The sequence below is a fragment of the Ruegeria sp. YTSA144 genome (assembly GCF_059610125.1).
Genome location: NZ_JBXWNA010000001.1, coordinates 1,169,590 through 1,190,695, shown reverse-complemented (window position 1 = coordinate 1,190,695; position 21,106 = coordinate 1,169,590). Strand labels below are relative to the sequence as shown.

General features: G+C 59.2%; 25 protein-coding genes. 12 read left to right on the top strand and 13 right to left on the bottom strand.

The annotated features are described in order from the left end of the window. Positions 1-20 precede the first annotated feature (20 nt). Positions 21-470 (bottom strand): ribose 5-phosphate isomerase B, encoded by a 450-nt coding sequence (gene rpiB, locus AC2FF8_RS05990; protein ID WP_170346044.1) that lies wholly within the window; start codon positions 468-470, stop codon positions 21-23. Positions 471-575: 105 nt separating this feature from the next. Further along, a complete protein-coding gene (locus AC2FF8_RS05985) occupies positions 576-1,595 on the bottom strand; it encodes a ribose-phosphate pyrophosphokinase (protein ID WP_152459007.1) in 1,020 nt (339 codons plus the stop codon). 107 nt (positions 1,596-1,702) lie between these two features. Here AC2FF8_RS05985 and AC2FF8_RS05980 point away from each other — a divergent pair, with 107 nt between their 5' ends. Together AC2FF8_RS05980 and AC2FF8_RS05975 are read left to right on the top strand one after the other, a co-directional pair. After that, entirely contained in the window at positions 1,703-2,305 is a 603-nt protein-coding gene (locus AC2FF8_RS05980; protein WP_425078844.1) for a 2-hydroxychromene-2-carboxylate isomerase, read from the top strand. Further along, positions 2,302-3,135: an alpha/beta fold hydrolase gene (locus AC2FF8_RS05975; protein ID WP_496879180.1), complete on the top strand. Its 834-nt coding sequence runs from the start codon at positions 2,302-2,304 to the stop codon at positions 3,133-3,135. The genes AC2FF8_RS05980 and AC2FF8_RS05975 overlap by 4 nt, the downstream gene beginning before the upstream one ends. On the opposite strand, the gene AC2FF8_RS05970 is transcribed toward AC2FF8_RS05975, so the two are convergent. Genes AC2FF8_RS05970 through AC2FF8_RS05960 form a run of 3 tightly spaced genes read right to left on the bottom strand, consistent with a single transcriptional unit; the run spans position 3,122 to position 5,558 of the window. Continuing rightward, complete coding sequence (locus AC2FF8_RS05970; protein WP_496879179.1) at positions 3,122-4,156, bottom strand: threonine aldolase family protein; 1,035 nt, start codon at positions 4,154-4,156, stop codon at positions 3,122-3,124. The genes AC2FF8_RS05975 and AC2FF8_RS05970 overlap by 14 nt on opposite strands. Further along, positions 4,156-4,629 (bottom strand): YcgN family cysteine cluster protein, encoded by a 474-nt coding sequence (locus AC2FF8_RS05965; protein ID WP_496879178.1) that lies wholly within the window; start codon positions 4,627-4,629, stop codon positions 4,156-4,158. Before AC2FF8_RS05965 ends, AC2FF8_RS05970 begins: the two co-directional genes overlap by 1 nt. Next, a complete protein-coding gene (locus AC2FF8_RS05960) occupies positions 4,626-5,558 on the bottom strand; it encodes a bifunctional riboflavin kinase/FAD synthetase (protein ID WP_496879177.1) in 933 nt (310 codons plus the stop codon). Before AC2FF8_RS05960 ends, AC2FF8_RS05965 begins: the two co-directional genes overlap by 4 nt. Positions 5,559-5,816: 258 nt before the next feature. On the opposite strand from AC2FF8_RS05960, the gene AC2FF8_RS05955 reads away from it, so the two are divergent. Together AC2FF8_RS05955 and AC2FF8_RS05950 are read left to right on the top strand one after the other, a co-directional pair. Then, positions 5,817-6,398, top strand: coding sequence for a methylenetetrahydrofolate reductase C-terminal domain-containing protein (locus AC2FF8_RS05955; protein ID WP_496879176.1), 582 nt, complete (start codon positions 5,817-5,819; stop codon positions 6,396-6,398). Then, the gene (locus tag AC2FF8_RS05950) at positions 6,395-7,384 is read left to right on the top strand and encodes a methylenetetrahydrofolate reductase (protein ID WP_496879175.1); all 990 of its coding nucleotides are present in this window, start codon (positions 6,395-6,397) and stop codon (positions 7,382-7,384) included. The genes AC2FF8_RS05955 and AC2FF8_RS05950 overlap by 4 nt, the downstream gene beginning before the upstream one ends. A 75-nt stretch (positions 7,385-7,459) precedes the next feature. On the opposite strand, the gene AC2FF8_RS05945 is transcribed toward AC2FF8_RS05950, so the two are convergent. Together AC2FF8_RS05945 and AC2FF8_RS05940 are read right to left on the bottom strand one after the other, a co-directional pair. Beyond that, on the bottom strand, positions 7,460-7,903 hold the full coding sequence (locus tag AC2FF8_RS05945; RefSeq protein WP_117872517.1) for a MaoC family dehydratase: 444 nt from the start codon (positions 7,901-7,903) through the stop codon (positions 7,460-7,462). Between the two features lie 101 nt (positions 7,904-8,004). Beyond that, positions 8,005-8,880 carry a TIGR01459 family HAD-type hydrolase gene (locus AC2FF8_RS05940; protein ID WP_171168937.1) on the bottom strand — a complete coding sequence of 292 codons (876 nt, stop codon included), beginning with the start codon at positions 8,878-8,880 and terminating at the stop codon, positions 8,005-8,007. Positions 8,881-9,036: 156 nt separating this feature from the next. Here AC2FF8_RS05940 and AC2FF8_RS05935 point away from each other — a divergent pair, with 156 nt between their 5' ends. Continuing rightward, positions 9,037-9,825 carry a hypothetical protein gene (locus tag AC2FF8_RS05935; protein WP_496879174.1) on the top strand — a complete coding sequence of 263 codons (789 nt, stop codon included), beginning with the start codon at positions 9,037-9,039 and terminating at the stop codon, positions 9,823-9,825. Between the two features lie 45 nt (positions 9,826-9,870). Here the strand turns inward: AC2FF8_RS05935 and AC2FF8_RS05930 are convergent, their stop codons facing one another. Together AC2FF8_RS05930 and AC2FF8_RS05925 are read right to left on the bottom strand one after the other, a co-directional pair. Continuing rightward, complete coding sequence (locus AC2FF8_RS05930; RefSeq protein ID WP_257599288.1) at positions 9,871-10,791, bottom strand: manganese-dependent inorganic pyrophosphatase; 921 nt, start codon at positions 10,789-10,791, stop codon at positions 9,871-9,873. 110 nt (positions 10,792-10,901) lie between these two features. Continuing rightward, positions 10,902-11,882 (bottom strand): TraB/GumN family protein, encoded by a 981-nt coding sequence (locus AC2FF8_RS05925; RefSeq protein ID WP_496879173.1) that lies wholly within the window; start codon positions 11,880-11,882, stop codon positions 10,902-10,904. A gap of 110 nt (positions 11,883-11,992) precedes the next feature. Here AC2FF8_RS05925 and AC2FF8_RS05920 point away from each other — a divergent pair, with 110 nt between their 5' ends. The 6 genes from AC2FF8_RS05920 to AC2FF8_RS05895 all read left to right on the top strand — a co-directional run bounded on the left by AC2FF8_RS05920 (position 11,993) and on the right by AC2FF8_RS05895 (position 17,851). Beyond that, positions 11,993-12,667: a DUF2161 domain-containing phosphodiesterase gene (locus AC2FF8_RS05920; protein WP_496879172.1), complete on the top strand. Its 675-nt coding sequence runs from the start codon at positions 11,993-11,995 to the stop codon at positions 12,665-12,667. Positions 12,668-12,818: 151 nt separating this feature from the next. Then, entirely contained in the window at positions 12,819-13,106 is a 288-nt protein-coding gene (groES, locus tag AC2FF8_RS05915) for a co-chaperone GroES (RefSeq protein WP_152458994.1), read from the top strand. Positions 13,107-13,161: 55 nt separating this feature from the next. Further along, on the top strand, positions 13,162-14,805 hold the full coding sequence (gene groL, locus AC2FF8_RS05910) for a chaperonin GroEL (RefSeq protein WP_170346057.1): 1,644 nt from the start codon (positions 13,162-13,164) through the stop codon (positions 14,803-14,805). Positions 14,806-15,048: 243 nt separating this feature from the next. Then, complete coding sequence (locus tag AC2FF8_RS05905) at positions 15,049-15,891, top strand: DMT family transporter (protein ID WP_496879171.1); 843 nt, start codon at positions 15,049-15,051, stop codon at positions 15,889-15,891. A gap of 38 nt (positions 15,892-15,929) precedes the next feature. Next, positions 15,930-16,703, top strand: coding sequence for an alpha/beta fold hydrolase (locus AC2FF8_RS05900; RefSeq protein WP_496879170.1), 774 nt, complete (start codon positions 15,930-15,932; stop codon positions 16,701-16,703). Beyond that, positions 16,700-17,851 (top strand): alpha-D-ribose 1-methylphosphonate 5-triphosphate diphosphatase, encoded by a 1,152-nt coding sequence (locus AC2FF8_RS05895; protein ID WP_496879169.1) that lies wholly within the window; start codon positions 16,700-16,702, stop codon positions 17,849-17,851. The genes AC2FF8_RS05900 and AC2FF8_RS05895 overlap by 4 nt, the downstream gene beginning before the upstream one ends. A 66-nt stretch (positions 17,852-17,917) precedes the next feature. On the opposite strand, the gene AC2FF8_RS05890 is transcribed toward AC2FF8_RS05895, so the two are convergent. From AC2FF8_RS05890 to AC2FF8_RS05875, 4 genes are all read right to left on the bottom strand, one after another. Continuing rightward, complete coding sequence (locus AC2FF8_RS05890; protein ID WP_496879168.1) at positions 17,918-18,985, bottom strand: 5-(carboxyamino)imidazole ribonucleotide synthase; 1,068 nt, start codon at positions 18,983-18,985, stop codon at positions 17,918-17,920. 2 nt (positions 18,986-18,987) lie between these two features. Continuing rightward, positions 18,988-19,743, bottom strand: a complete 756-nt coding sequence (locus AC2FF8_RS05885; protein ID WP_496879167.1) for an NAD(P)-binding domain-containing protein — start codon at positions 19,741-19,743, stop codon at positions 18,988-18,990. Continuing rightward, a complete protein-coding gene (purE, locus tag AC2FF8_RS05880) occupies positions 19,740-20,225 on the bottom strand; it encodes a 5-(carboxyamino)imidazole ribonucleotide mutase (protein ID WP_117872985.1) in 486 nt (161 codons plus the stop codon). The genes AC2FF8_RS05885 and purE overlap by 4 nt, the downstream gene beginning before the upstream one ends. Positions 20,226-20,301: 76 nt before the next feature. After that, positions 20,302-20,526, bottom strand: coding sequence for a YdcH family protein (locus tag AC2FF8_RS05875; protein ID WP_152458986.1), 225 nt, complete (start codon positions 20,524-20,526; stop codon positions 20,302-20,304). A 163-nt stretch (positions 20,527-20,689) separates the two neighbouring features. Between AC2FF8_RS05875 and AC2FF8_RS05870 the strand changes: the two genes are divergently transcribed. Further along, positions 20,690-21,103, top strand: a complete 414-nt coding sequence (locus AC2FF8_RS05870; RefSeq protein WP_058275530.1) for an Hsp20 family protein — start codon at positions 20,690-20,692, stop codon at positions 21,101-21,103. Positions 21,104-21,106: the final 3 nt, after the last annotated feature.

Here is a 21,106-nt window from a genome sequence, read left to right as displayed (position 1 = left end):
GTTTGAACGACAGATTGGGCTCAGTCGTCCTGCGCTTCGATCATGTCCACGCGCGTGGCGTGGCGGCCGCCTTCGAATTCGGCACCCAGAAATGCGTCAACGATGTCCAGCGCCAGACCTTCACCGACAACCCGCGCGCCAATCGACAGCATGTTGGCATTGTTGTGCTGACGGATCATGCGGGCCGAGAATGTGTCTGAACAAACGCCGCAGCGGATGCCGGGCACTTTGTTCGCAGCCATCATGATACCCTGCCCGGTGCCGCAGAGGACAATACCCAAGCTGCAATCGCCCGAGGCAACGACCTGCGCCGCGGCTTTGCCGTGCTTGGGGTAATGGGTGCTTTCCGGGGTTGTCGGGCCGATATCAACCACGTCCCAACCTTGTTGCGCGATGTGTTTGGCCACGGACAGGCGCAGCTCGATTGCCGCGTGATCGCTGGAAAGAACAATACGTTTGTTGGCAGTCATGGGGGTGTTTCCACTTGTGTCGCCGATCGCGCCCCATGGTCAGATATCTGCGCAATCGGTATTTCGGAAATCAGGCGGCGACATGTTCGGTCGCCCCCCTGTTGCTCAATCCATCTGATACATGGATTCGTAGATCGGGGTCAGCGTTTTGTCTTCGAACAGCGAAGACACACTGGTTCCGTTCCAGATGTTCAGGATCGCCTGGGTGAAGATTGGCGCAGTGGGAACGATGCGGATATTCTTTGCCTTCAATATCTCTTTCGTCGGCTGGATCGTATCGGTCAGCACCAGTGACTTCATGACCGAGTTCGTCACCCGCTCGACCGCCGGGCCGCTCATGACGCCGTGCGTGATGTAGGAGTGAACTTCCTTGGCGCCATTGTCCAACAGGACCTGCGCGGCCTTGCAAAGCGTTCCGGCGGTGTCACACATATCGTCGACGATCAGGCAGATCTTGTCCTTCACATCCCCGATAACGGTCATTTCCGCGACTTCCCCTGCTTTCTCGCGACGCTTGTCAACGATCGACAAGGGGGCATTGATGCGCTTGGCCAGTTCACGTGCGCGGGCCACACCGCCGACGTCGGGTGAAACCACCATGATTTCATCCAGATTGTCCTTGAACTGGTTTTTGACATCCAGCGCAAAGATCGGCGAGGCGTAGAGGTTGTCGACGGGCATATCGAAAAAGCCCTGAATCTGCGCGGCATGAAGATCCATCGTCAGAATCCGCTCGATCCCTGCACCGGTCAGCATATTGGCCACCAGCTTGGCGCTGATGGGCGTGCGGGCCTTGGTGCGGCGATCCTGGCGGGCATAGCCGAAATACGGGATCACGGCGGTGATCCGCTGTGCCGACGAACGGCGCAGCGCGTCGGCGATGATCAGCAGCTCCATCAGGTTGTCATTGGCCGGGTTCGAGGTCGGCTGGATGATGAACATATCCTCGCCGCGTACGTTTTCGAACACTTCGACGAAGATCTCGCCATCATTGAAACGTTCAACGCGCGCATCGACCAATCCCTGGTCAACGCCGCGATACAGGCTCATGCGGCGTGCGATGGTTTCGGCAAGTGGAAGGTTGGCGTTCCCAGCGATAAGCTTGGGTTCGTGAAGTGTCGGCATCGGCTGAGGTCCCCGGGCAGCAATGGCAATGTGACAGATTCGTGATGTTGACACCGCTTAGCATGGCCTTACCGTCCCGCAAAGGTAACGCAGCGGAGAAAGTGAACATGACCCGGATTGACTACTATTTTGCGACAATTTCGCCCTATAGCTACCTGGCTGGAAACCGGCTGGAAGAGATTGCGGCGAAACGTGGAGCATCGATCAGCTACAAACCGCTGGACATCATGGCACTGTTCGCACGCACCGGGGGTACGCCGCCAAAAGACCGTCATATCTCGCGCATCGAATACCGCGCTCAGGAATTGCTGCGCCAATCGAAGAAACTGGGGATGGAGTTCAACCTGCAACCGGCGCACTGGCCGACCAACATGGCACCGTCTTCTTATGCGATCATCGCCGCGATCAGGGATGGTTCGGGCGACGTGGGCAAGTTGTGCCAGTTGATCCTGCGCGCCTGCTGGGCCGAAGAAAAAGACGTCGCTCAGGATGATGTGATCCGGGACTGCCTGGCAAATGCCGGGTTTGACCCGGAACTGGCCAACAGTGGACTGCTGGTTGGGGCCGAGACCTATGCCGCCAATCTGGAAGAAGCCGTGGATCGCGGCGTGTTCGGCGCGCCGTTCTACATCACGCCGGACGGTCAAAGGTTCTGGGGGCAGGATCGCCTGGATGATCTGGATCGGCATCTGTCCGAGATGAAAGGATGACAACCCCGACGGCGATGCAATCCGTCTTCGTCAGACGATTGGGCGACGGAGGGCGCAAAGTGCTTGCCCTTCATTGCACCATTGCGCATTCCGGCGCGTGGTCTGGCCTGTCCAAGGCATTGGATGGCAGCGTGTGTCTTGTTGCACCTGATATGCTGTCTCATGGGCGCAGTCCGGATTGGGACGGTCAAAGCGATTTCTTTGACGCTGTGACAGGTCTGGCGGCGGTCGAGTTGACCAAGCCCATGGATCTGGTGGGCCATTCCTTTGGGGCGATCGTTGCGCTCAGACTGGCCATCGAGCATCCGGACCTTGTTCGAAGCTTGACCCTGATCGAGCCCGTGTTCTTTGCTGTGGCAAAACAGGACGCGCCCCATTTGTACTATCAGCACCGGCGAGAGTCACAACCGATTGAAGCAGCGTTCCAAGCAGGCGACGAAGCGCTGGCCGCGCGGTTGTTCAACCGGATGTGGAGCACCGGTATCGGCCCAAAATGGCCGGACCTGCCAGAGCGGACGCGCGCCGGAATGGTGCGTGGGATTCATGTTGTTCCTGCGTCTTACCCCGTTCTGTACGATGACCGCGCCGGGTTGCTTGACCCCGACAGATGCAAGCGCGTATCGATGCCAACCCTGTTGCTGAGCGGATCAAAGACCCATCCGACGATCCCCGCAATCTGTGATGGATTGCAGCGTCGTCTACCGAACGCACGCCATGAGGTCGTTCAAGGTGCGGGGCACATGCTGCCCATTTCGCACCCCCGTGAAACCAGCGCGCTGCTTCGGAAGCTCTGGAAAGCTGGCCGCGGAACGGGTGTTACAACAGGCTGAGAAACTGATCGATCTCGGCTGTCCCGATCGACCAGTCGCAGACCAGTCGGCATGCAAGGCTTTCATCGTCATCATCACCTTCCAGCTCGGCCCCCCAGAGGTGGTAGATCGCCCCGGCCTCATGCAGCTGTTTGTGCTTCGCGCGTGAAAAAGCGGCAAAGATCATATTGGCCTGTGGTTCGTGCAGGAACTCGGCCCCTTTTGCACGCAGGCCGTCGGCCAGCCGGGCACAGTTTGCGTTGGCCTGACGCGCTAGCTTCAGCCACAGATCATCCTCAAGATAAGCCGCCATCTGAGCGGACAGGTAGCGATGCTTGGAAAACAGATGCGCCCCGCGCTTGCGCCGCAGCTCGAATTCCCAGGCTTTGCTCTCGTCGAAGAATACTACCGCTTCAACGCCCATCAGCCCGTTTTTCGTGCCGCCAAAGCTGACCGCGTCCACCCCGGCTTTCCATGTCATGTCAGCCGGAGAACAATTCAGGGCCACCAGAGCATTGCTGAACCGGGCCCCATCCAGATGGACCGGCAAGCCATATTCCTTTGCGACCCCACACAGCGCCTGCAATTCCTCCAGCGAATAGACCGATCCGCGCTCGGTGACCTGGGTGATCGACACTGGCCCGCGCTGCGGCCCGTGTACCCCGCGGGTTTCTTCGCCCAGGATGGACCCGCGCAACGCGTCCGGTGACATCTTGTCGCCGCCGGGAACAAGGGTCAGCTTGGCCCCGGTGTAAAACTCGGGCGCGTTGCACTCGTCTTCATGGATATGGGCAACCGGAGAACAGAAGATCGTTTCCCAGGGGTTGGACAACGTGGCAAGGGCCAGCGAATTTGCCGCTGTCCCCGTTGCGACGAGATAGACGGCAGCCCCCGGCGCTTCAAAGATGCTGCGAATGCGGTCCCGTACCTCGTTCATCATCGTGTCGGCGCCATAGGCCATCTGATAGCCCTGATTGGCCTCGGCCAGTTTGGCCATGACCTGAGGGTGAACCGGCCCGGAATTGTCAGATGCGAAATACATCAGCTAGGCTCCTCGATAATGTAGTCTTCCCACTCTTCCATGGGGGTTTCGAACTCGGACACCGTGCGCCCCTGAACTGAAACGCCTGCGGCATGCACGCTGTCCGGCGTACCAGATATCAAAGGGTGCCAGTCGTAAAGCGTTTTGCCTTCCCACAGCAGCCGATACGCGCAGGTTTGCGGCAACCAATAGGCGTGTTCGTCAATACTGTCGGGTGTCATGACGATGCATTCAGGCACGAATTGATGCCGGATGTCGTATTGCGTGCAGCGGCAGCTTTCATCGTCCAGCAGACGGCAGGCGACACAGGTCAGGGCAACTTCGCCCGAGTCTTCATCTTCCAGCTTGTTGAGGCAACACTTGCCACAGCCGTCACACAGGGCCTCCCACTCGCGCTGGTTCATCTTGCGCAGGGGTTTGCGCTCCCAGAACCGGGCGGGCAGGCCGGTGCGTTCAATCGGATCAGCGCTCATAGGGCGGCCAGAATGCCCCGGGCCTGCTCACAATCGGCATTCATCTGCGCGATCAGACCATCCAGCCCGTCAAATGTCATTTCAGGGCGCAGGAATTCGATCAGCCCCACTGACAAGGTCGCCCCGTACAGGTCGCCGGAAAAGTCGAACAGGAAGGTTTCAATGTTTGGCACTTCGCCATGGAACATCGGGCGCACCCCAACCGAGGCCGCACCGTGATAACTGCCCTGATGCGGGCCATCCAGCACGTCGACCAATACCGCGTAGACGCCGAATTTCGGCGGGTGGAGCCCTTCGATGGACATGTTCGCGGTTGGAAAACCCAGTTCCCGCCCGCGCTGCTCGCCGCCGATCACCTCGCCTTCGATCCTGTGCCAATGGCCCAGCATCGCGGCGGCATCCCTTGGGCGACCCTCGCTCAACGCGGTGCGGATGGCGGTTGACGAGACCACGTTTTCCGACCGCTGCATCAACGGGGCAATCGTCACGCCAAATCCCATCTCTTGCCCGAACCGAACCAGATCGTCCGCCGTCCCACTGCGGCCCTTGCCAAAACAGAAATCGGCCCCGACCACGACATGGGACAGGCCTAGCCCGTCACAAATCACGTTGCGCGCGAATTCATCGGGGGAAAGCCCGGCCAGCGCCGCGTTGAACGGCAGCTCGTACAGTTTCTTCACACCCAGCTTTTCAAGCCGGTGCGCCCGCGCATTGCCGCGCATCAGGCGGAACGGAGGAGAATCCGGCGCAAAGTACTCACGTGGATGCGGCTCGAAGGTCATGACACCCAGTGGCGCATCCGGGGCCGCGTCGCGGGCCAGTTCGATGACCGACTGATGCCCCAGATGGACGCCATCAAAATTCCCGATCGCAACGCTGGCGCCGCGATCTTCTGGCTCGACAAACTGGAAATCCCGGATGATCTGCATAGGCGATTGCGTAGCGTTGCGTTGCCATTTGTTCAAGCGGCAGTTTGAATTCAAGGCATGCGTCCTTGCGAAACAAACCAAAACCCTTCGTCAGACCTGATTGCACACAGGGCATCCCCGGAATGCCGTGCGACATGCGGCCAACTGCTTGATCCCAAAAAAATACTGGGTGTAGACTGGGTTTCCGGCCCTCGGACCACGCTGGGGGCGGACGATGGCCCGGCCAGGTTCAAATGAACCCAGCACAGGAGGCAGACCATGTATCGATTGCGACTGTTCGCGATTCGCAACGCCCGTGCGTTCGAGTGGATCTACAAATGTGTCGAACGGGGCATGGTCGCGATGGATCCGGTCTTTGCAAAGATCGGCTACAACCGCGTTGAACGCCCCATCGCGTTGGTCGAAAAAGGCGTCAAAAGCCTTTTGTTTGATTGCAAGATGTGCGGGCAATGCGTTTTGTCTTCGACGGGTATGTCCTGCCCGATGAACTGCCCCAAGCAACTGCGCAACGGCCCATGCGGCGGTGTACGTCCCGGTGAGTTCTGCGAGGTCAAACCCGACATGAAATGTGTCTGGGCCTTGGCCTGGAACGGGGCCAGCCGTATGCAACACGGGGGCGACAAGATAAAAGAGGTCCTTCCGCCGGTGGAACACATGTTGAAGGGGTCATCATCCTGGTTGCGGGTCAGCCGCGAGATTGCAGCACAGGAACGCGAGGCCCGTGACGCTGCACGCGAAACGCTTGCGCAGGCGTTCCCGGAGGCGCGCGAAAATGAACCCTCTGCGGCACCTCTGGCTGCTGAACCCCCCAATGCGGTGAACCGGGAGCTGAAGAAATGAACGACGCCCATCGCAGCGAGGTCGAGCCGATCGGCTATGTGCCTGTTCCCGAAGGTTATGTCTCGCACAGTCGACTGGAAAGAGTTCTGCGCTCGGGTCGTTTTGCCGTGACCGCGGAACTGAACCCGCCAGACAGTGCTGACCCCGAAGATGTGTTTCAGGCGGCACAGCCGCTGGGCGAAGTGGCGGATGCGATCAATGCAACCGATGCGTCTGGTGCCAACTGTCACATGTCCTCGTTAGGGATCTGTGCGTTGTTGACCCGCGCGGGGTATTCTCCGGTCTATCAGATTTCCTGCCGAGACCGGAACCGGATCGCCATTCAGGGGGATGTTCTGGGGGCTGCGGCGCTGGGCGTCAGCAACGTATTGTGCCTGACGGGCGACGGTGTCGGGGTTGGGGATCAACCGGGGGCAAAACCGGTGTTCGACTTCGATTCCCTGACCTTGCTGCGGACGATCCGAACGATGCGCGATCAGGGAAAGTTACTTTCAGGCCGCAAGATCACGCGTCCCCCTCAACTGTTTTTGGGTGCGGCGGAAAACCCCTGCATACCGCCCTATGACTGGCGCCCGGAACGTCTTGCAAAGAAGGTTGAAGCGGGGGCCGAGTTTATTCAGACCAATTACATCTACGACATTCCGCTTTTTGAAAAGTTCATGGATCGGGTGCGCGATGCCGGCCTGGACGAAAAAGTGTTCATCATTGCTGGCGTGGGTCCCATCGCTTCGGCACGCGCGGCACGCTGGATGCGCAGCAATGTGCCCGGAATTCACATCCCGGATCATGTCATCGAGCGGATGGAAAAGGCCGAAAAGCCCGCTGAAGAGGGCAAGAAGATCTGTATCGAACTGATCCAGCAGATCCGGGACATCGCCGGTGTTTCCGGGGTTCACGTGATGGCCTACAGGCGTGAACACGTGGTGTCTGAAATCATACTGGAATCAGGTGCGCTGAAGGGACGAAAACGAACCCGTTCTTCCTGACGACCTTGCGTCCAGTTGAGTGTCCAAACAAAAAAGGCGCCGGTCGGGCGCCTTTTGCAAGACTGTGTTTGCGGGTCAGTCGAACTTGCGCGACGGGGCAAGCACCATGGCTTCGCCGATCAGGACCTTCTTGCCCTCGACCGAACAATGGCAGTCCAGCTTGACGCGGCGCTTGGCGAAATCGATGTCGATCACTTTCACCTCGGCATAGACCATGTCACCCGGGCGCACAGGCGCCAGGAACTTCAGTGACTGACCCATGTAGACGGTACCGTGGCCCGGCAGTTGTTCACCGATCACGGCCGAGATCAGACCCGCCGTCAGCATTCCGTGGGCAATACGGCCTTCGAAGATCGTATCGCGGGCATAGTCGTCGTCCAGATGCACCGGATTCCGGTCGGTCGAGACCTGCGCGAACATTTCGATGTCTTCATCCGTCACCACTTTGCGCAGGTGGCGGGACATGCCCATTTCGATGTCTTCGATACAGATCGTTCCGCGCGGAAGATTGTCCAACATGTTGCCCTCACTCGAAATCGGCCGTGAAAGAAAAAACCATCATTTGGCCAAGGTTGGCAACTTTATTACTTCGCAGTTGCAGAAAATCAAGTCTTTTCTTGCTACCTCAAGCGCCCGATCGTGTAGGTTGGATTGATCTTTTCCCTTTCAATATAGGCGGTTAGGGATTCGTGATGCGGATGATGCGACGTTTTTGTCTCGGCCGCAGCCAGCCCGCCCGAGATGAACAGAGAATCAATGCCCTCTCCCATGCCGCCCAGAATGTCCGTATGGGGGCCGTCGCCGATCACCAGAATGTCGCTGTCGGGGATATCGTGCCCCAGTTCCTGCAACCGGCGTCGGGCCAGGTCATAGATCGGGGGATGCGGTTTGCCGAAATACAGGCTTTCACCGCCCATTTCGGTGTACAGCCTGGCCAAAGCACCGGCACACCATTCGCGCACCTCTCCGCGGTCGACAACAATGTCAGGGTTCGCACAAAGCAGTTTCATCCCCATCTGCTTGGCGTACAGGAAATCCGGCCGGTTCACATCCGGGTCGGCCATCGGATCGAACGGGCCGCAGCAGACGATACCCTCGGCTTCCTTCAGCGGCACACGCTCGATATGGATGGGATGATCCAGCAGTTTCAGCGGTTCGAAAAAGCCCGCATCACGCTGCCACTCGCCCATGAAGTAAACCTTGTGCCCCACAGCACCCCGGAACATCGCCGAGCGCGCGGAATCCCCGCTGGTGGCGATGGTGTCATACGCGTCGGCGGGGACGTTGAATTGCACGAGTTGCTCTGCCACCCCGGCGCGAGGTTTGGGAGAGTTCGTGACCAAAACCACCAGTCCACCCTTGGCACGATAGGCCTTCAGCGCTTCGACGGCCTCGGGGTAGGCCGTGATGCCGTTGTGAACACAGCCCCAAAGGTCGACGAACAATGCCTTGTAACGGTCCGAGATCTCGGAAAGCGAGGAAACGATCTGGGTCATGGGGGCCTCTGGGTCTGATATCGCGTTGGCGACAGCTATGCCAAAGCACGGGCCAAATGACCATCCCGCACCCTTCGCCTGCGGTCCTGTAATTCGTCGAAAAAGGGTTCTGTGGTATAGTAATGCGAATGTTTTAAAGAATTTGCGGAGCGTGACATGGGGGATAATACCAAAACCCACAGTACGACCGATGTGCTTTTCCGATGGTTCCAAATCGTTGCCATCACGCTTGCCGGGCTATGGGCAGTTTTTCAATTTGGTCTGTTCGAGGTCAAAAAGAACTACGTGCTCGAAGTGAACGTTTCAGCAGATGTTGGTAAGCCCGTGGGTGAAGGGATTGTGCCGGTCAAGATTACAACGTCAGCCCGCAATTCCGGGCAAAAGGGTGTGAACCTTATTTTTGCCAAGGCAATCTTTGCCGAAGAGGATGTCATTCCCAAGAGGCCAGACGATCGTTTTGACATTCGAGACTGGAGTACGCTGACATACAGGCCATACAAATATATGAGGGATATTGGCGAAAGGGTTTTTGCTTTTGCAACAGCCTATGAGATTTTCACGCCGTACTATTATCTCGAAAGGAATGAAACTCAGTGGAGCGAAATTCTGTTCCTTGCGAATACAGCCAGAGCAAACTTCTTCACGTATCAAATTTTCTATTATGCCGCCGAAAGATGCAGGGGTATCTACCCGTTCGAGACGTGTTTTGAGTTCCGGGCTGACACCTTTGAGCCCCAACAAGGAGAACCATGCCCCGGTGATCTCTTGTGGGTGGGTGTGACCAATCTGTGTATTCAATATTTCCGCAAAGTCCTGAATAGCGACTCCACGGATTGGGAAGAGATCACCGAGGATGACTTGTTCAAAGATCACAAAATGATCTTCTATCGCCGCGACGGAAATCTGTACCTTTGGTCGGAAGAATCTGAGGCGGTCGAACACTAAAAAGGGCGCCGCTGGGGCGCCCTATGAATTCGATTTGTACGGAAATCAGACCTTGAGGTTCGGAATGATCTGCTTTTTGCGGCTCATGATACCGGGCAGAACGACGGCGTCCCCGTCCACGGTAACACCAAAGCTTTTCTCGGCCACGGCTTTGACCAGATCATTGGGGACCAGCAGGGTGGCCTCTTCGTTCAGGATATCAACCACGAACAGCAGCACCTGATCGACGCCGTCTTCCTTGGCAACTTCCACCATCGAGTCCGCCAGGCTGGCCTTGCGGTCCAGAACGACGCCGGGGGCGGTGGTTTCCAGAACCGAGACCCGGAATTTGGTGCCGTCGACCTCGTATTCCTTGCTGTCCATGCGGATCAACTCGGCGTCCGAGAAGGACGAGACATCCGATTTCGCCGCAAACATGTCGGCTGCATATGCCGAAATGTCCAGCTCGAGCTCGGCCGCCAGACGTTCTGCAACCTCGCGGTCATGCGCCGTGGTGGTAGGAGAGCGGAACTCCAGAGTATCCGACAGAATGCAGGTAAGCGCGGCGCCTTTGATGGCGTCGGGCATCTTGGCCGCATCTTCGCCCATCAGATCGACCATGATGGTGGCGGTGCAGGCCAGGGGGCGCACTGTGATGTCGATCGGGCCTTTGGTTTCCAGGCCACCGACCAGCTTGTGATGATCGATGATGGCGCGGATGTCGGCGTCGTTGATGTTGGCCGGCAGTTCGGCGGGGTTGTTGGTGTCGACGATAACTACCGGGGTTTCCGCGGGCAGGTCCTCAAGGATCCGCGGCTTGGGCAGGTCCCAGTTTTCCAGCATGAATGTTGCTTCGGTGTTGGGTTCACCCAGCAGTACGGGTTCGGTCTGCTCACCCTTGACCTCGTTCAGGTACCACGACCACAGGATCGGCGAACCTGTGGAATCTGTGTCGGGGGATTTGTGGCCAAATACTAGCGTCGTCATGTCAGAGTCCTGCGGAATGAGAATTTGCGCGCCTTATAGGGCGGGTAAATGCCGTTGTCACGCCGCAGACCACCGTCTGCGACGCTTGGTCTGAAAACCGCCGGGCCCGTTCAGAATGCGGCGCGTGTCAGAACGTATCCGGCTTCTTCCAGCTGGTTCAGCAGGCCATAATCATCACTCAGGTGCCCCGCGCCGACCGCAATCACAACTGTCTGATCCCTGATGTCCAGCATCTGCGCCATCCAGTTGGCGTTTCGCTGCACCAGCATCTGCTGCTCGAAATTGCGCCATTCCGCGTCAAAGGCCTCGGGGCTCAGGCCCGACTGCTCCAGCCCCTGTAGGCGGGCAAGCTGTATGATCTCGGCGTGCTTTTCTTCCAGATACGCGTTGGCCATGGTGGCCAACTGGTCCGCATTGCCCTGCATCGCCCCGGACAGGCGCACAAGCGACTCGACCTGTTTTTCCAGCGGGTGACTGTCGAACATGGCCATCAGGTCTTCGATTCGTTCCAGCGAGTGCTGCGGGATACCTTGTTCGACGGCCAGATCGTTCAGGCGGGCGTCCATTCCATAAGTCGCATTCGGGTCCTCGATCATGCAGGGCGGAATGCTCAGCATCATGGTCAGGAACCACGGGCGCATCTTCGCAGCCATCCAGCCGGGGATGCCGCGCTGGGCCAGGGCTGCGGACAGCGCATCCCAGTCGTCTTCCGCCATCAGGTCGATCAACGTAGGGCCCGAGGTAATCATCACTGCACTCAGGTCGCTGGCCATGGTCTTTTCGAAGGCGTCCATGTCGTCCTGGGTGACTTCGAAATAAAAGGCGTCCGCTTTGCTGAGTTCGGGCGACAGGCGGTCAATTACGCCTTCCATGCGCGGATCGTAACTGTGCAGCGTGCCGATGATGTGCAAAACCGTGCCGCCCTTGCGTGCAATCCAGTGATTGCCTTCGGGATAAGCGATCTGGGCCACTGCACTTTGCAATTTGGTCCGGGTTTCCTCGGGCAGTTGCGGTCGCAGGTCCACCCCCTCGCACGCGGCCTGAGCCGAGATCGGAAACAGAAGGAACGCAAGAAAAGTGAGCAAACGCATGGAGCCAGCCTGAATGGTGTCAAGAAGTTGAACCCAGACTTAGCCACGCCACCTGCCGATGTTCAAGCCGCCCGTCTGGTATTCCCCGACAATCTGCGTAGCATGGCCACATGAACCGCGAGCAGGATCTCTATCCCCCGGTCAAGGCGCTGCTGGAGCGGCAGGGATACGCCGTCAAGGGCGAAGTCGGCGCAGCCGACATCGTTGCGGTGCGCGATGGGGATGCGCCGGTGATTGTCGAACTGAAACTGCGTTTCACGCTGGCCCTGTTTCATCAGGCGATCACCCGGCTGAAACTCACCGATCTGGTCTATATCGCAGTCAGCAAACCCACGGGCCGAACGGCCCGGCGGGCGCTGAAAGATAATCTGGCACTGTGTCGAAGGCTTGGCCTGGGCCTGATCACCGTGCGGGCTGATGGCACGGTCGAGGTTCAGTGCGATCCCGGCCCCTATGCGCCCCGCAAGAACAAAGCCAGGGCCGCACGGTTGCTGCGGGAATTCGACCGGCTGGAAGGTGACCCGAACGCCGGGGGCGCGACGCGCCATGGTATCGTGACGGCGTATCGGCAGGATGCACTGAAATGTGCGGCCTTTTTGGCCGAGAATGGCCCGACCAAGGGATCAGACGTCGCCAAGTCGGTCGGCGTCCCGGTTGCCACCCGGCTTATGCGGGAAAATCACTATGGGTGGTTCGAGAAGGTTGAAAAAGGCATCTACGGGCTTACGTCAGCCGGAGCGGAAGGCTTGAAACACTGGGCCTATAGCTGGGAACAGGCTGACTGATCCATCTTGCAAAAAATCTCTCACAACTTGTTGACTCGGAGTTTCAGACTCCCTAGCTATGCGTCGTTATCACTCACACACCCCGAGTGCTAACGCCTCGCCATCCGGTGAGGGGAGGATAGATAAACTTTGAGCCCAAGGAGCTGCAAAGATGGCATTGAAACCGCTTCATGACCGTGTGCTGGTTCGCCGCGTAGAGAGCGAAGAGAAAACCGCAGGCGGCCTGATCATCCCTGACAGCGCAAAAGAAAAGCCAAGCGAAGGCGAAGTCGTCGCAACCGGCGAAGGCGCGCGCAAGGACAGCGGCGAACTGATCGCAATGGCTGTCAAAGCTGGGGACAAGATCCTGTTCGGCAAATGGTCGGGCACCGAGGTCAACGTCAACGGCGAAGAGCTGCTGATGATGAAAGAAAGCGACATCATGGGGATCATCGAGTAAGCCCGCGCGCTTTCTCTGATCTTCATTTCAAACTTATTTCTCAAGGAGAAACGACATGGCTGCAAAGGACGTCAAATTCGACACCGATGCCCGCAACCGTATGCTGAAGGGTGTGAACATCCTGGCCGACGCGGTTAAAGTGACCCTGGGCCCCAAAGGCCGCAACGTGGTTCTGGACAAATCCTTCGGCGCGCCGCGCATCACCAAGGACGGTGTTTCGGTGGCCAAGGAAATCGAACTGGAAGACAAGTTCGAAAACATGGGCGCGCAGATGGTGAAAGAAGTCGCCAGCCGCACCAATGACGAAGCCGGCGACGGCACCACCACCGCAACCGTTCTGGCACAGGCGATCGTAAAAGAAGGCCTGAAGCAGGTTGCAGCGGGTCTGAACCCGATGGACCTGAAGCGCGGCATCGACCTGGCAACCGCCAAGGTTGTTGAAGGCATCAAAGAAGCCTCGCGCGAAGTCAAAGACTCGGCAGAAGTTGCTCAGGTTGGCACCATCTCGGCCAACGGCGAAGCCGAAATCGGCCAGCAGATCGCAGACGCGATGCAGAAGGTCGGCAACGAAGGCGTCATCACCGTCGAAGAAAACAAAGGTCTGGAAACCGAGACCGACGTTGTCGAAGGTATGCAGTTCGACCGTGGCTACCTGTCGCCTTACTTCGTCACCAACGCAGACAAGATGATCGCAGAGCTCGACGACTGCATGATCCTGCTGCACGAAAAGAAACTGTCCTCGTTGCAGCCGATGGTCCCGCTGCTGGAACAGGTGATCCAGTCGCAGAAACCGCTGCTAATCATTGCCGAGGATGTTGAAGGCGAAGCGCTGGCAACTCTGGTTGTCAACAAGCTGCGCGGCGGCCTGAAAATCGCTGCCGTCAAAGCACCTGGCTTCGGTGATCGCCGCAAGGCCATGTTGCAGGACATCGCAATCCTGACCGGCGGTCAGGTCATCTCCGAAGATCTGGGCATGAAGCTCGAGTCCGTCACCATGGACATGCTGGGCACCGCCAAGAAGATCGAAATCACCAAAGACGAAACCACCATCGTTGACGGTGCTGGCGAGAAGGCCGAGATCGAAGCACGTGTTGCCCAGATCCGTACTCAGATCGAAGAAACCACCAGCGACTACGACCGTGAGAAGCTGCAAGAGCGCGTTGCCAAACTGGCAGGCGGTGTTGCCGTGATCCGCGTCGGCGGCATGACCGAAGTTGAAGTGAAAGAGCGCAAGGACCGTGTGGACGATGCTCTGAACGCAACACGCGCTGCCGTTCAGGAAGGCGTTGTTGTGGGCGGTGGTGTTGCTCTGGTTCAGGCCGGTAAAGCACTGGAAGCTCTGAAAGGTGCAAACGCCGATCAGGACGCAGGTATCAACATCGTTCGCAAGGCTATCGAAGCGCCGCTGCGCCAGATCGCCGAGAACGCAGGTGTCGACGGTGCGGTTGTCGCTGGCAAAGTTCGCGAAAGCGACGACGCGGCCTTCGGTTTCAACGCTCAGACCGAAGAATACGGCGACATGTTCTCGTTCGGCGTGATCGACCCGGCCAAAGTGGTTCGGACCGCCCTGGAAGACGCTGCATCGGTTGCTGGCCTGCTGGTCACTACCGAAGCAATGGTTGCCGACAAGCCGGCCAAAGAAGGCGCGGCACCTGGCGGTGGCATGCCCGACATGGGCGGCATGGGCGGCATGATGTAAGCACGTCGAATTCGCCTCTGGCGAATTCTGACGACCCGACAGGCGCTTGGCGGCATGACCAAGCTGCCGAAAGGGAAGCCCTGAAGCTTAAGAATGGGGTCGCCTTCGGGCGGCCCCGTTTTGTATTGACCGTTCTGTTTTGTCAGCGGGTTGCGACGCAGCTTCGACAAGCGCTGTTGGTCTGTCTTGCGACCTTCGGGAAAGTGAGTGTGCAAACTCGGCCCAAACGGCTATGCGGATGGCATGAGATTGTTTTTGCTCACCGCCCTGACCATGTGCGCCTTCGCGGCGAATTCCATTCTGAACCGGTTGGCCATCGACAGCGGAGCCAGCGATCCGACCGGATTTGCCATCCTGCGGGTTTTGGCGGGGGCCGTGGTGCTGGCCGCTCTTGTGCTGGCACGCGGGGGGCGCCTTCCGCTGCGCAATCGAAGGCGGATTATTGGTGCGGGATCGTTGACGCTCTACATGATCGGGTTTTCGATCGCCTACCTGACGCTGGATGCCGGATTGGGTGCATTGATCCTGTTTGGCACGGTGCAAATTACGATGTTTTCGATCGGCGCACTGACGGGCGCGACTCCTACCGCCCGGCAGGTGGCGGGGGCAGGTGTTGCGCTTGCCGGTCTGGCCTATGTGCTGTGGCCGACTTGCACCGTTCAGGTCGACCTGAACGGCGCGGCTTTGATGGCCGCCGCCGGTATTGGTTGGGCCCTTTACTCGATAGCGGGCCGATCAGAGAAAAACCCGCTGGAGGGGACGGCCGCCAATTTCATTGTCGCCTTGCCACTGACTGCCGTGGCGATGCTGGCCACCGGCGGCGTCTGGCAGATGAATGGGGTGGGGTATCTGCTGGCCGTCCTGTCCGGTGCGGTAACATCCGGGCTTGGCTATGCTTTGTGGTATCGTGTTTTGCCTCAACTGGCCCCGTCCGTGGCGGCTGTCGTTCAGCTCAGCGTACCGGTGATCGCAATTCTCGGCGGTGTCGCCTTTCTGGGCGAGATTGCCAGAGCACGGCTGATCATCGGCGCCACGCTAGTTTTGGGCGGTATCGCGCTGGCCGTGCTGCGACGTCACCGGGGCTAGGGCTTTTATCGAGGGCCGATAGGCTTTATCTGGCGGTTATGAAACTTCTGATTGCCTTGCTCTTCTGCCTCGTTCCAGCCGCAGCCAGTGCGAAATGCGTGATCCTTCTGCACGGTCTTGCGCGCACCGAGGCCTCGTTTACCGTGATGGAGCAGCTGTTCAAGGCGCATGACTATACTGTTGTGCGCCACGGGTATCCATCGACTGAAATCGGTATTCCGGAACTGGCAGAGCAAACCATCCCCGACGCGCTTGCAGCCTGTGGCGATGACAAAGCCAATGTCGTTGCGCATTCCATGGGCGGTATCCTGCTGCGCTATTGGCTCAAGGACCATCGGCCCGAGAACCTGGGTCGTGTCGTCATGCTCGGCCCGCCCAATCAGGGCAGCCAACTGGTCGATGAACTGAGCGCATGGGAAGTGTTCGGGTATCTGAACGGCCCGGCGGGCCTGCAATTGGGCACCGGTCCCGAAGGCATTCCGCGCCGCCTGCCGCCAGTGGATTTTGAACTGGGGGTGATCGCGGGTGAGAATTCGCTCAACCCGCTGTTTTCATCGCTGATCGACGGGCCGGATGACGGCAAGGTTTCGGTTGAAACCACCAAGGTCGAAGGGATGGCCGATCACATTGTTCTGCCTGTGACCCACACCTTCATGATGAACAACCCGCTGGTTATGGCACAGGCGCTGCATTTCATCGAATTCGGCCGGTTCGATCGGCAGATCACCTGGCTGGACGGCGTGATGGAGATAATCGACGAGATCTGCATCGGGCAGGATTGCTCGGAACCTGACTCGGAGCCCACACGATGACCTCTCTGAATCTGGTTTTGACCGGCGCAGAGGTTCTGTTGCCGGAGGAGGGTCTTTCGCGCTGCGATCTCTCGATAGCAGAGGGCGTCATTCAGCAAGATCGGACCGGGCGCAGGGTTGACCTGAGCGGTTATCTTGTCCTGCCCGGTATCGTCGATCTGCACGGGGACGGGTTCGAACGCCACATCGCCCCTCGGCGCGGCGCGATGAAGCAGATGAACGAAGGCATTCTGGCAGCCGAAGCCGAACTGGCCGCCAATGGCATCACCACCGCCGTTCTGGCCCAGTTCTACAGTTGGGAAGGTGGCGTGCGCGGCCCCGAGTTTGCCGCGCAGGTGTTTCGGGCCATCGCTGCGGTCAAGGACAGCACCGTCACCGATCTGATCCCGCAATTGCGTTTCGAAACCAACATGTTAGGGGATTACGAGGGTCTGGCCCGTCGCATCGCCGAATGGCAGGTGCCTTATGTGGTGTTCAATGATCACCTGCCGCATGATCGTTTGGCGCAGGGCAAAAAGCCACCGCGCCTGACCGGGCAGGCGTTGAAGGCCGGACGCAATCCGGATGCGCATTTTGAGATGCTGCTCAATATGCATGCCCGCAGGAACGACGTGCCTGCCGCCGTCGAAGCACTCAGCGCCGAACTTGTGTCAATGGGGGTGCGCTTGGGCAGCCATGATGACGCGACCGCCGAGACAAGGGCATGGTGGCGCGACCAAGGCGTACGCATTGCCGAATTCCCCGAAACGCTTGAAGCCGCCGAGGCCGCGCGTTCCGCCGGGGATCACGTTATCCTTGGCTCTCCCAACGTTGTGCGGGGCGGGTCGCACAAGGGGAATGCCAGCGCCGTCGAACTGATCGCCATGGGGCTTTGTGATGCGTTGGCCTCGGATTACCACTATCCCAGCCCGCGCCGCGCGGCGCTGATGCTGGCCAGAACCGGTCTGCTGGATCTGGCCGATGCCTGGGCGCTGGTCTCATCCGGCCCCGCGCGGGTGCTGGACATGCAGGACAGGGGCACGCTCGCGCCGGGAAGACGCGCGGATCTGGTCATCCTGGATGCGGATACCCATCGCGTTGCGGCCACCCTGGCTGGTGGGCGCGTCAGTTACATGTCAGGCGACATCGCCGCCCGGTTTTTCGGGTAGACCCGCAAAACCTTCATCTTTTCCCAAATACTCTCGCCGAAGGCGTCGCGCGCAGGCGCGACACCCTCAACGTTTGATGCGGTTGAAATGCCCCATCTTGCGCCCGGCCTTTACCTCGGCCTTGCCGTAGAGATGCAGCGCCACGTCCCGCTCACGGGCCAGTTCTGGTACGCGGTCCATGTCGTTGCCGATCAGGTTCTCCATCACCACATCGGAATGGCGCTGTCCGTCCCCCAAAGGCCAGCCTGCCACGGCGCGGATATGCTGTTCGAACTGGTCGACAGCACAGCCGTTCTGCGTCCAGTGGCCCGAATTGTGAACCCGCGGAGCGATCTCATTCACGATCAAGCCACCGGGCGTCACGAACAGCTCGACCCCCATCACGCCGACATATTCGAGTGCGTTCAGGATGTTCGCCGCCAGCAGGATTGCGTCTGTGCGCTGGGCGGGGGACAGGCGGGCAGGGACGGTGGTGGTGCGCAGGATGCCATCGCGGTGCACATTCTCACCCGGATCGAAACAGGCAACCTGACCGTCCAGACCACGGGCCGCGATGATCGACACCTCGTGCGAGAAATCCACGAACCCTTCCAGAATGGCTGGTGCACCGGCCATATCGGCCAGAGCGGCCTCGGCATCCTCAGGCTTGCGCAGCCGGGCCTGTCCCTTGCCGTCATAGCCGAAGCGACGGGTTTTCAGGATGGCGGGCGTCCCGATCTGTTCGATCGCCGCATTCAGGCTGTTCAGGTCGGCAATATCCGCAAACGGGGCCGTCTTCAGACCCAGCTCTTGCAGAAATGTCTTCTCGGTCAACCTGTCCTGGCTGACCCGCAATGCCTCGCGCCCGGGGCGGATCGGACGGTGCGCTTCCAGAATGTCCAGTGCTTCGGTCGGGATGTTCTCGAACTCATAAGTGATGACATCGACGGCACCGGCAAAGGCTTTCAGCGCTTCTGCATCATCATAAGCCGCAGTGGTGACGCGATCCGCAACCTGCCCCGCCGGCGGGTTCGCACCCGGTTCGTAGATATGGCTGACAAAACCCAGCCTGGCGGCTGCCACGGACAGCATCCGGCCCAGCTGACCGCCCCCCAGAATCCCGATCACTGCACCTTGGGCGAGCATTTCCGCCATCTTCAACTCTCCAAACGTTTGCCAATAGCGCCAAGCGCGGAACGCAGCGCCTCATGCGCGCGCCCGTCCTTCAGGGCGTCCGTCATTTGCAGGCTCAGCGTGCCCTCTGTCGCCAGGGCGTCACGCTCCTGCGCCAACCGGCCGGCTGTGCCTTTTCTCATCGAGGCCAGAAAGCCCGCCATCAACTGTGTTGTATAGAACTCGGCTCCGTCCGTATCTCCGGTTGCGTCACCCAGCCATTCGGCACCCGTTGCCATCAGGTCCAGAATGCCGGGAACCATGGCACAAATGGCGAAATGCGCATTCAGCGCGGCTTCATCCGCAACCTTGACCACGGGGTTCTCGGGCTCAAACAGATCCGCCAGAAGGCGGTCATTGCCAAACGCCGCCATCGGGCAGCCGCCGGTTTCCAGAAAGCCCAGCGGGATGGTCTGCACGAAATCCGACGCAGGGGCGCAAAGCGCGGCAAGTTGCTCGGCGGGCACCGACGCCATGACCGACACGACCTGCTGATCGGCACGAAAGATCAGCGGGTCCAGAACGTCGGCCGCAATATGCGGGCGCAGGCACAGAAACACGATGTCCGAGGTGTCAATCACGGTCTGAGGCTTGGCGATGGTCGCGCCCAGTTCCGCTTTCAAGGCAGAAGAAACCTTGGCGTTGCGCTCGGTCACGCTGATCTGGTGCCCCTTGGCGGCCATCAGCCGCGCGATCGGCGCGGCGATATGGCCGGTGCCGATAAAGCCGATCCGGCTCATCCCTGCGGTTCCTGGGGGATCGATGCTGACAACGCGTCACGCCAGTTGTCCAGCCGTTCCGCCAAAGCATCATCCTGCAATGCAAGAATGCCCGCCGCCATCAGGCCGGCATTGGCCCCGCCGGCGGACCCGATCGCCATGGTCGCCACCGGAAATCCCTTGGGCATCTGCACGATGGAATACAGCGAATCCACGCCCGACAAGGCGCGGGTCTGCACCGGTACGCCAATCACAGGCACCCGCGTTTTCGACGCCATCATGCCCGGAAGATGCGCCGCCCCGCCCGCACCTGCAATGATCACCTGCAACCCGCGCGAAACTGCGGTTTTGCCATAGTCCCACAGCCGGTCCGGCGTGCGGTGGGCCGATACGATGCGCGCTTCGTAGGCGACGCCCAGTTCGTCCAGAATATCCGCGGCTTCCTTCATCGTGGGCCAGTCCGACTGGCTGCCCATGATGATCCCCACTTTCACATCGCTCATCCGCATACGTCCCCGCGCTCAGAAAGAGCGCGCACTATAGCCAAATCCGGTTGGCTGGCAATGCGGTACAGGGCGTTCAGGCGATGATATCGGGGGTCAGGCGGTCTTCGATCAGGCGGATGATGTCTTTCAGGCGCAGTTTCTCTTTTTTCAGGCGCCGCAAGGTCAGTTGATCGGCCGTTCCTTTGTCATGCAATGCCTGAATCGCCTCATCCAGATCGCGGTGCTGCCGGCGGAAGACCTCAAGCTCAACGCGCAATACTTCATCTGTTTTCATCGAAAGATCGGTAGGCGCGTTCATTGGCGACTCGAGTTGGTTGTGGTGCTTGGCCAACAAGATAGTGTGTCAGACGTTATCGCGCCAGACCTTGTGGACATCCTGGTTTCTTCCCATATTCTATTGCAGGCGGTTGCCAGAACGGGGCCGCACACCACGTCGCTTTGACAATGAAGGACGAAAATACGTGTCGAAACTTACTCTTGGCTCATACCCGCATCTTTTGGGGTTCGAGCAGTTGGAACGCCTTCTGGAACGGTCTGCAAAGGCCGGAAATGAAGGGTACCCGCCCTACAACATCGAACAGACTTCGGATTTCTCCTACCGCATCACTCTTGCGGTGGCCGGGTTTGCCGAAGAGGATCTGTCGATCACGATTGAAGATCGCCAGTTGGTGATCCGGGGCCGTCAGCGCGACGACAGCGAGGGGCGCATATTCCTGCATCGCGGCATTGCGGCGCGTCAGTTCCAGCGCATGTTCGTGCTGGCCGACGGTGTCGAAGTGGGCGAGGCGATCATGGAAAACGGGCTGCTGCATGTGGATCTGACCCGCGCCGTGCCGGAAACCGTGGTTCAGACGATCAACATACGGAAGGGGTAAGAG

What these genes read in the sequence shown, in the direction of transcription:
- rpiB (WP_170346044.1), bottom strand. Translation starts at nt 470, where the DNA reads ATGACTGCCAACAAACGTATTGTTCTTTCCAGCGATCACGCGGCAATC.
- AC2FF8_RS05985 (WP_152459007.1), bottom strand. Translation starts at nt 1,595, where the DNA reads ATGCCGACACTTCACGAACCCAAGCTTATCGCTGGGAACGCCAACCTT.
- AC2FF8_RS05980 (WP_425078844.1), top strand. Translation starts at nt 1,703, where the DNA reads ATGACCCGGATTGACTACTATTTTGCGACAATTTCGCCCTATAGCTAC.
- AC2FF8_RS05975 (WP_496879180.1), top strand. Translation starts at nt 2,302, where the DNA reads ATGACAACCCCGACGGCGATGCAATCCGTCTTCGTCAGACGATTGGGC.
- AC2FF8_RS05970 (WP_496879179.1), bottom strand. Translation starts at nt 4,156, where the DNA reads ATGTATTTCGCATCTGACAATTCCGGGCCGGTTCACCCTCAGGTCATG.
- AC2FF8_RS05965 (WP_496879178.1), bottom strand. Translation starts at nt 4,629, where the DNA reads ATGAGCGCTGATCCGATTGAACGCACCGGCCTGCCCGCCCGGTTCTGG.
- AC2FF8_RS05960 (WP_496879177.1), bottom strand. Translation starts at nt 5,558, where the DNA reads ATGCAGATCATCCGGGATTTCCAGTTTGTCGAGCCAGAAGATCGCGGC.
- AC2FF8_RS05955 (WP_496879176.1), top strand. Translation starts at nt 5,817, where the DNA reads ATGTATCGATTGCGACTGTTCGCGATTCGCAACGCCCGTGCGTTCGAG.
- AC2FF8_RS05950 (WP_496879175.1), top strand. Translation starts at nt 6,395, where the DNA reads ATGAACGACGCCCATCGCAGCGAGGTCGAGCCGATCGGCTATGTGCCT.
- AC2FF8_RS05945 (WP_117872517.1), bottom strand. Translation starts at nt 7,903, where the DNA reads ATGTTGGACAATCTTCCGCGCGGAACGATCTGTATCGAAGACATCGAA.
- AC2FF8_RS05940 (WP_171168937.1), bottom strand. Translation starts at nt 8,880, where the DNA reads ATGACCCAGATCGTTTCCTCGCTTTCCGAGATCTCGGACCGTTACAAG.
- AC2FF8_RS05935 (WP_496879174.1), top strand. Translation starts at nt 9,037, where the DNA reads ATGGGGGATAATACCAAAACCCACAGTACGACCGATGTGCTTTTCCGA.
- AC2FF8_RS05930 (WP_257599288.1), bottom strand. Translation starts at nt 10,791, where the DNA reads ATGACGACGCTAGTATTTGGCCACAAATCCCCCGACACAGATTCCACA.
- AC2FF8_RS05925 (WP_496879173.1), bottom strand. Translation starts at nt 11,882, where the DNA reads ATGCGTTTGCTCACTTTTCTTGCGTTCCTTCTGTTTCCGATCTCGGCT.
- AC2FF8_RS05920 (WP_496879172.1), top strand. Translation starts at nt 11,993, where the DNA reads ATGAACCGCGAGCAGGATCTCTATCCCCCGGTCAAGGCGCTGCTGGAG.
- groES (WP_152458994.1), top strand. Translation starts at nt 12,819, where the DNA reads ATGGCATTGAAACCGCTTCATGACCGTGTGCTGGTTCGCCGCGTAGAG.
- groL (WP_170346057.1), top strand. Translation starts at nt 13,162, where the DNA reads ATGGCTGCAAAGGACGTCAAATTCGACACCGATGCCCGCAACCGTATG.
- AC2FF8_RS05905 (WP_496879171.1), top strand. Translation starts at nt 15,049, where the DNA reads ATGAGATTGTTTTTGCTCACCGCCCTGACCATGTGCGCCTTCGCGGCG.
- AC2FF8_RS05900 (WP_496879170.1), top strand. Translation starts at nt 15,930, where the DNA reads ATGAAACTTCTGATTGCCTTGCTCTTCTGCCTCGTTCCAGCCGCAGCC.
- AC2FF8_RS05895 (WP_496879169.1), top strand. Translation starts at nt 16,700, where the DNA reads ATGACCTCTCTGAATCTGGTTTTGACCGGCGCAGAGGTTCTGTTGCCG.
- AC2FF8_RS05890 (WP_496879168.1), bottom strand. Translation starts at nt 18,985, where the DNA reads ATGGCGGAAATGCTCGCCCAAGGTGCAGTGATCGGGATTCTGGGGGGC.
- AC2FF8_RS05885 (WP_496879167.1), bottom strand. Translation starts at nt 19,743, where the DNA reads ATGAGCCGGATCGGCTTTATCGGCACCGGCCATATCGCCGCGCCGATC.
- purE (WP_117872985.1), bottom strand. Translation starts at nt 20,225, where the DNA reads ATGAGCGATGTGAAAGTGGGGATCATCATGGGCAGCCAGTCGGACTGG.
- AC2FF8_RS05875 (WP_152458986.1), bottom strand. Translation starts at nt 20,526, where the DNA reads ATGAACGCGCCTACCGATCTTTCGATGAAAACAGATGAAGTATTGCGC.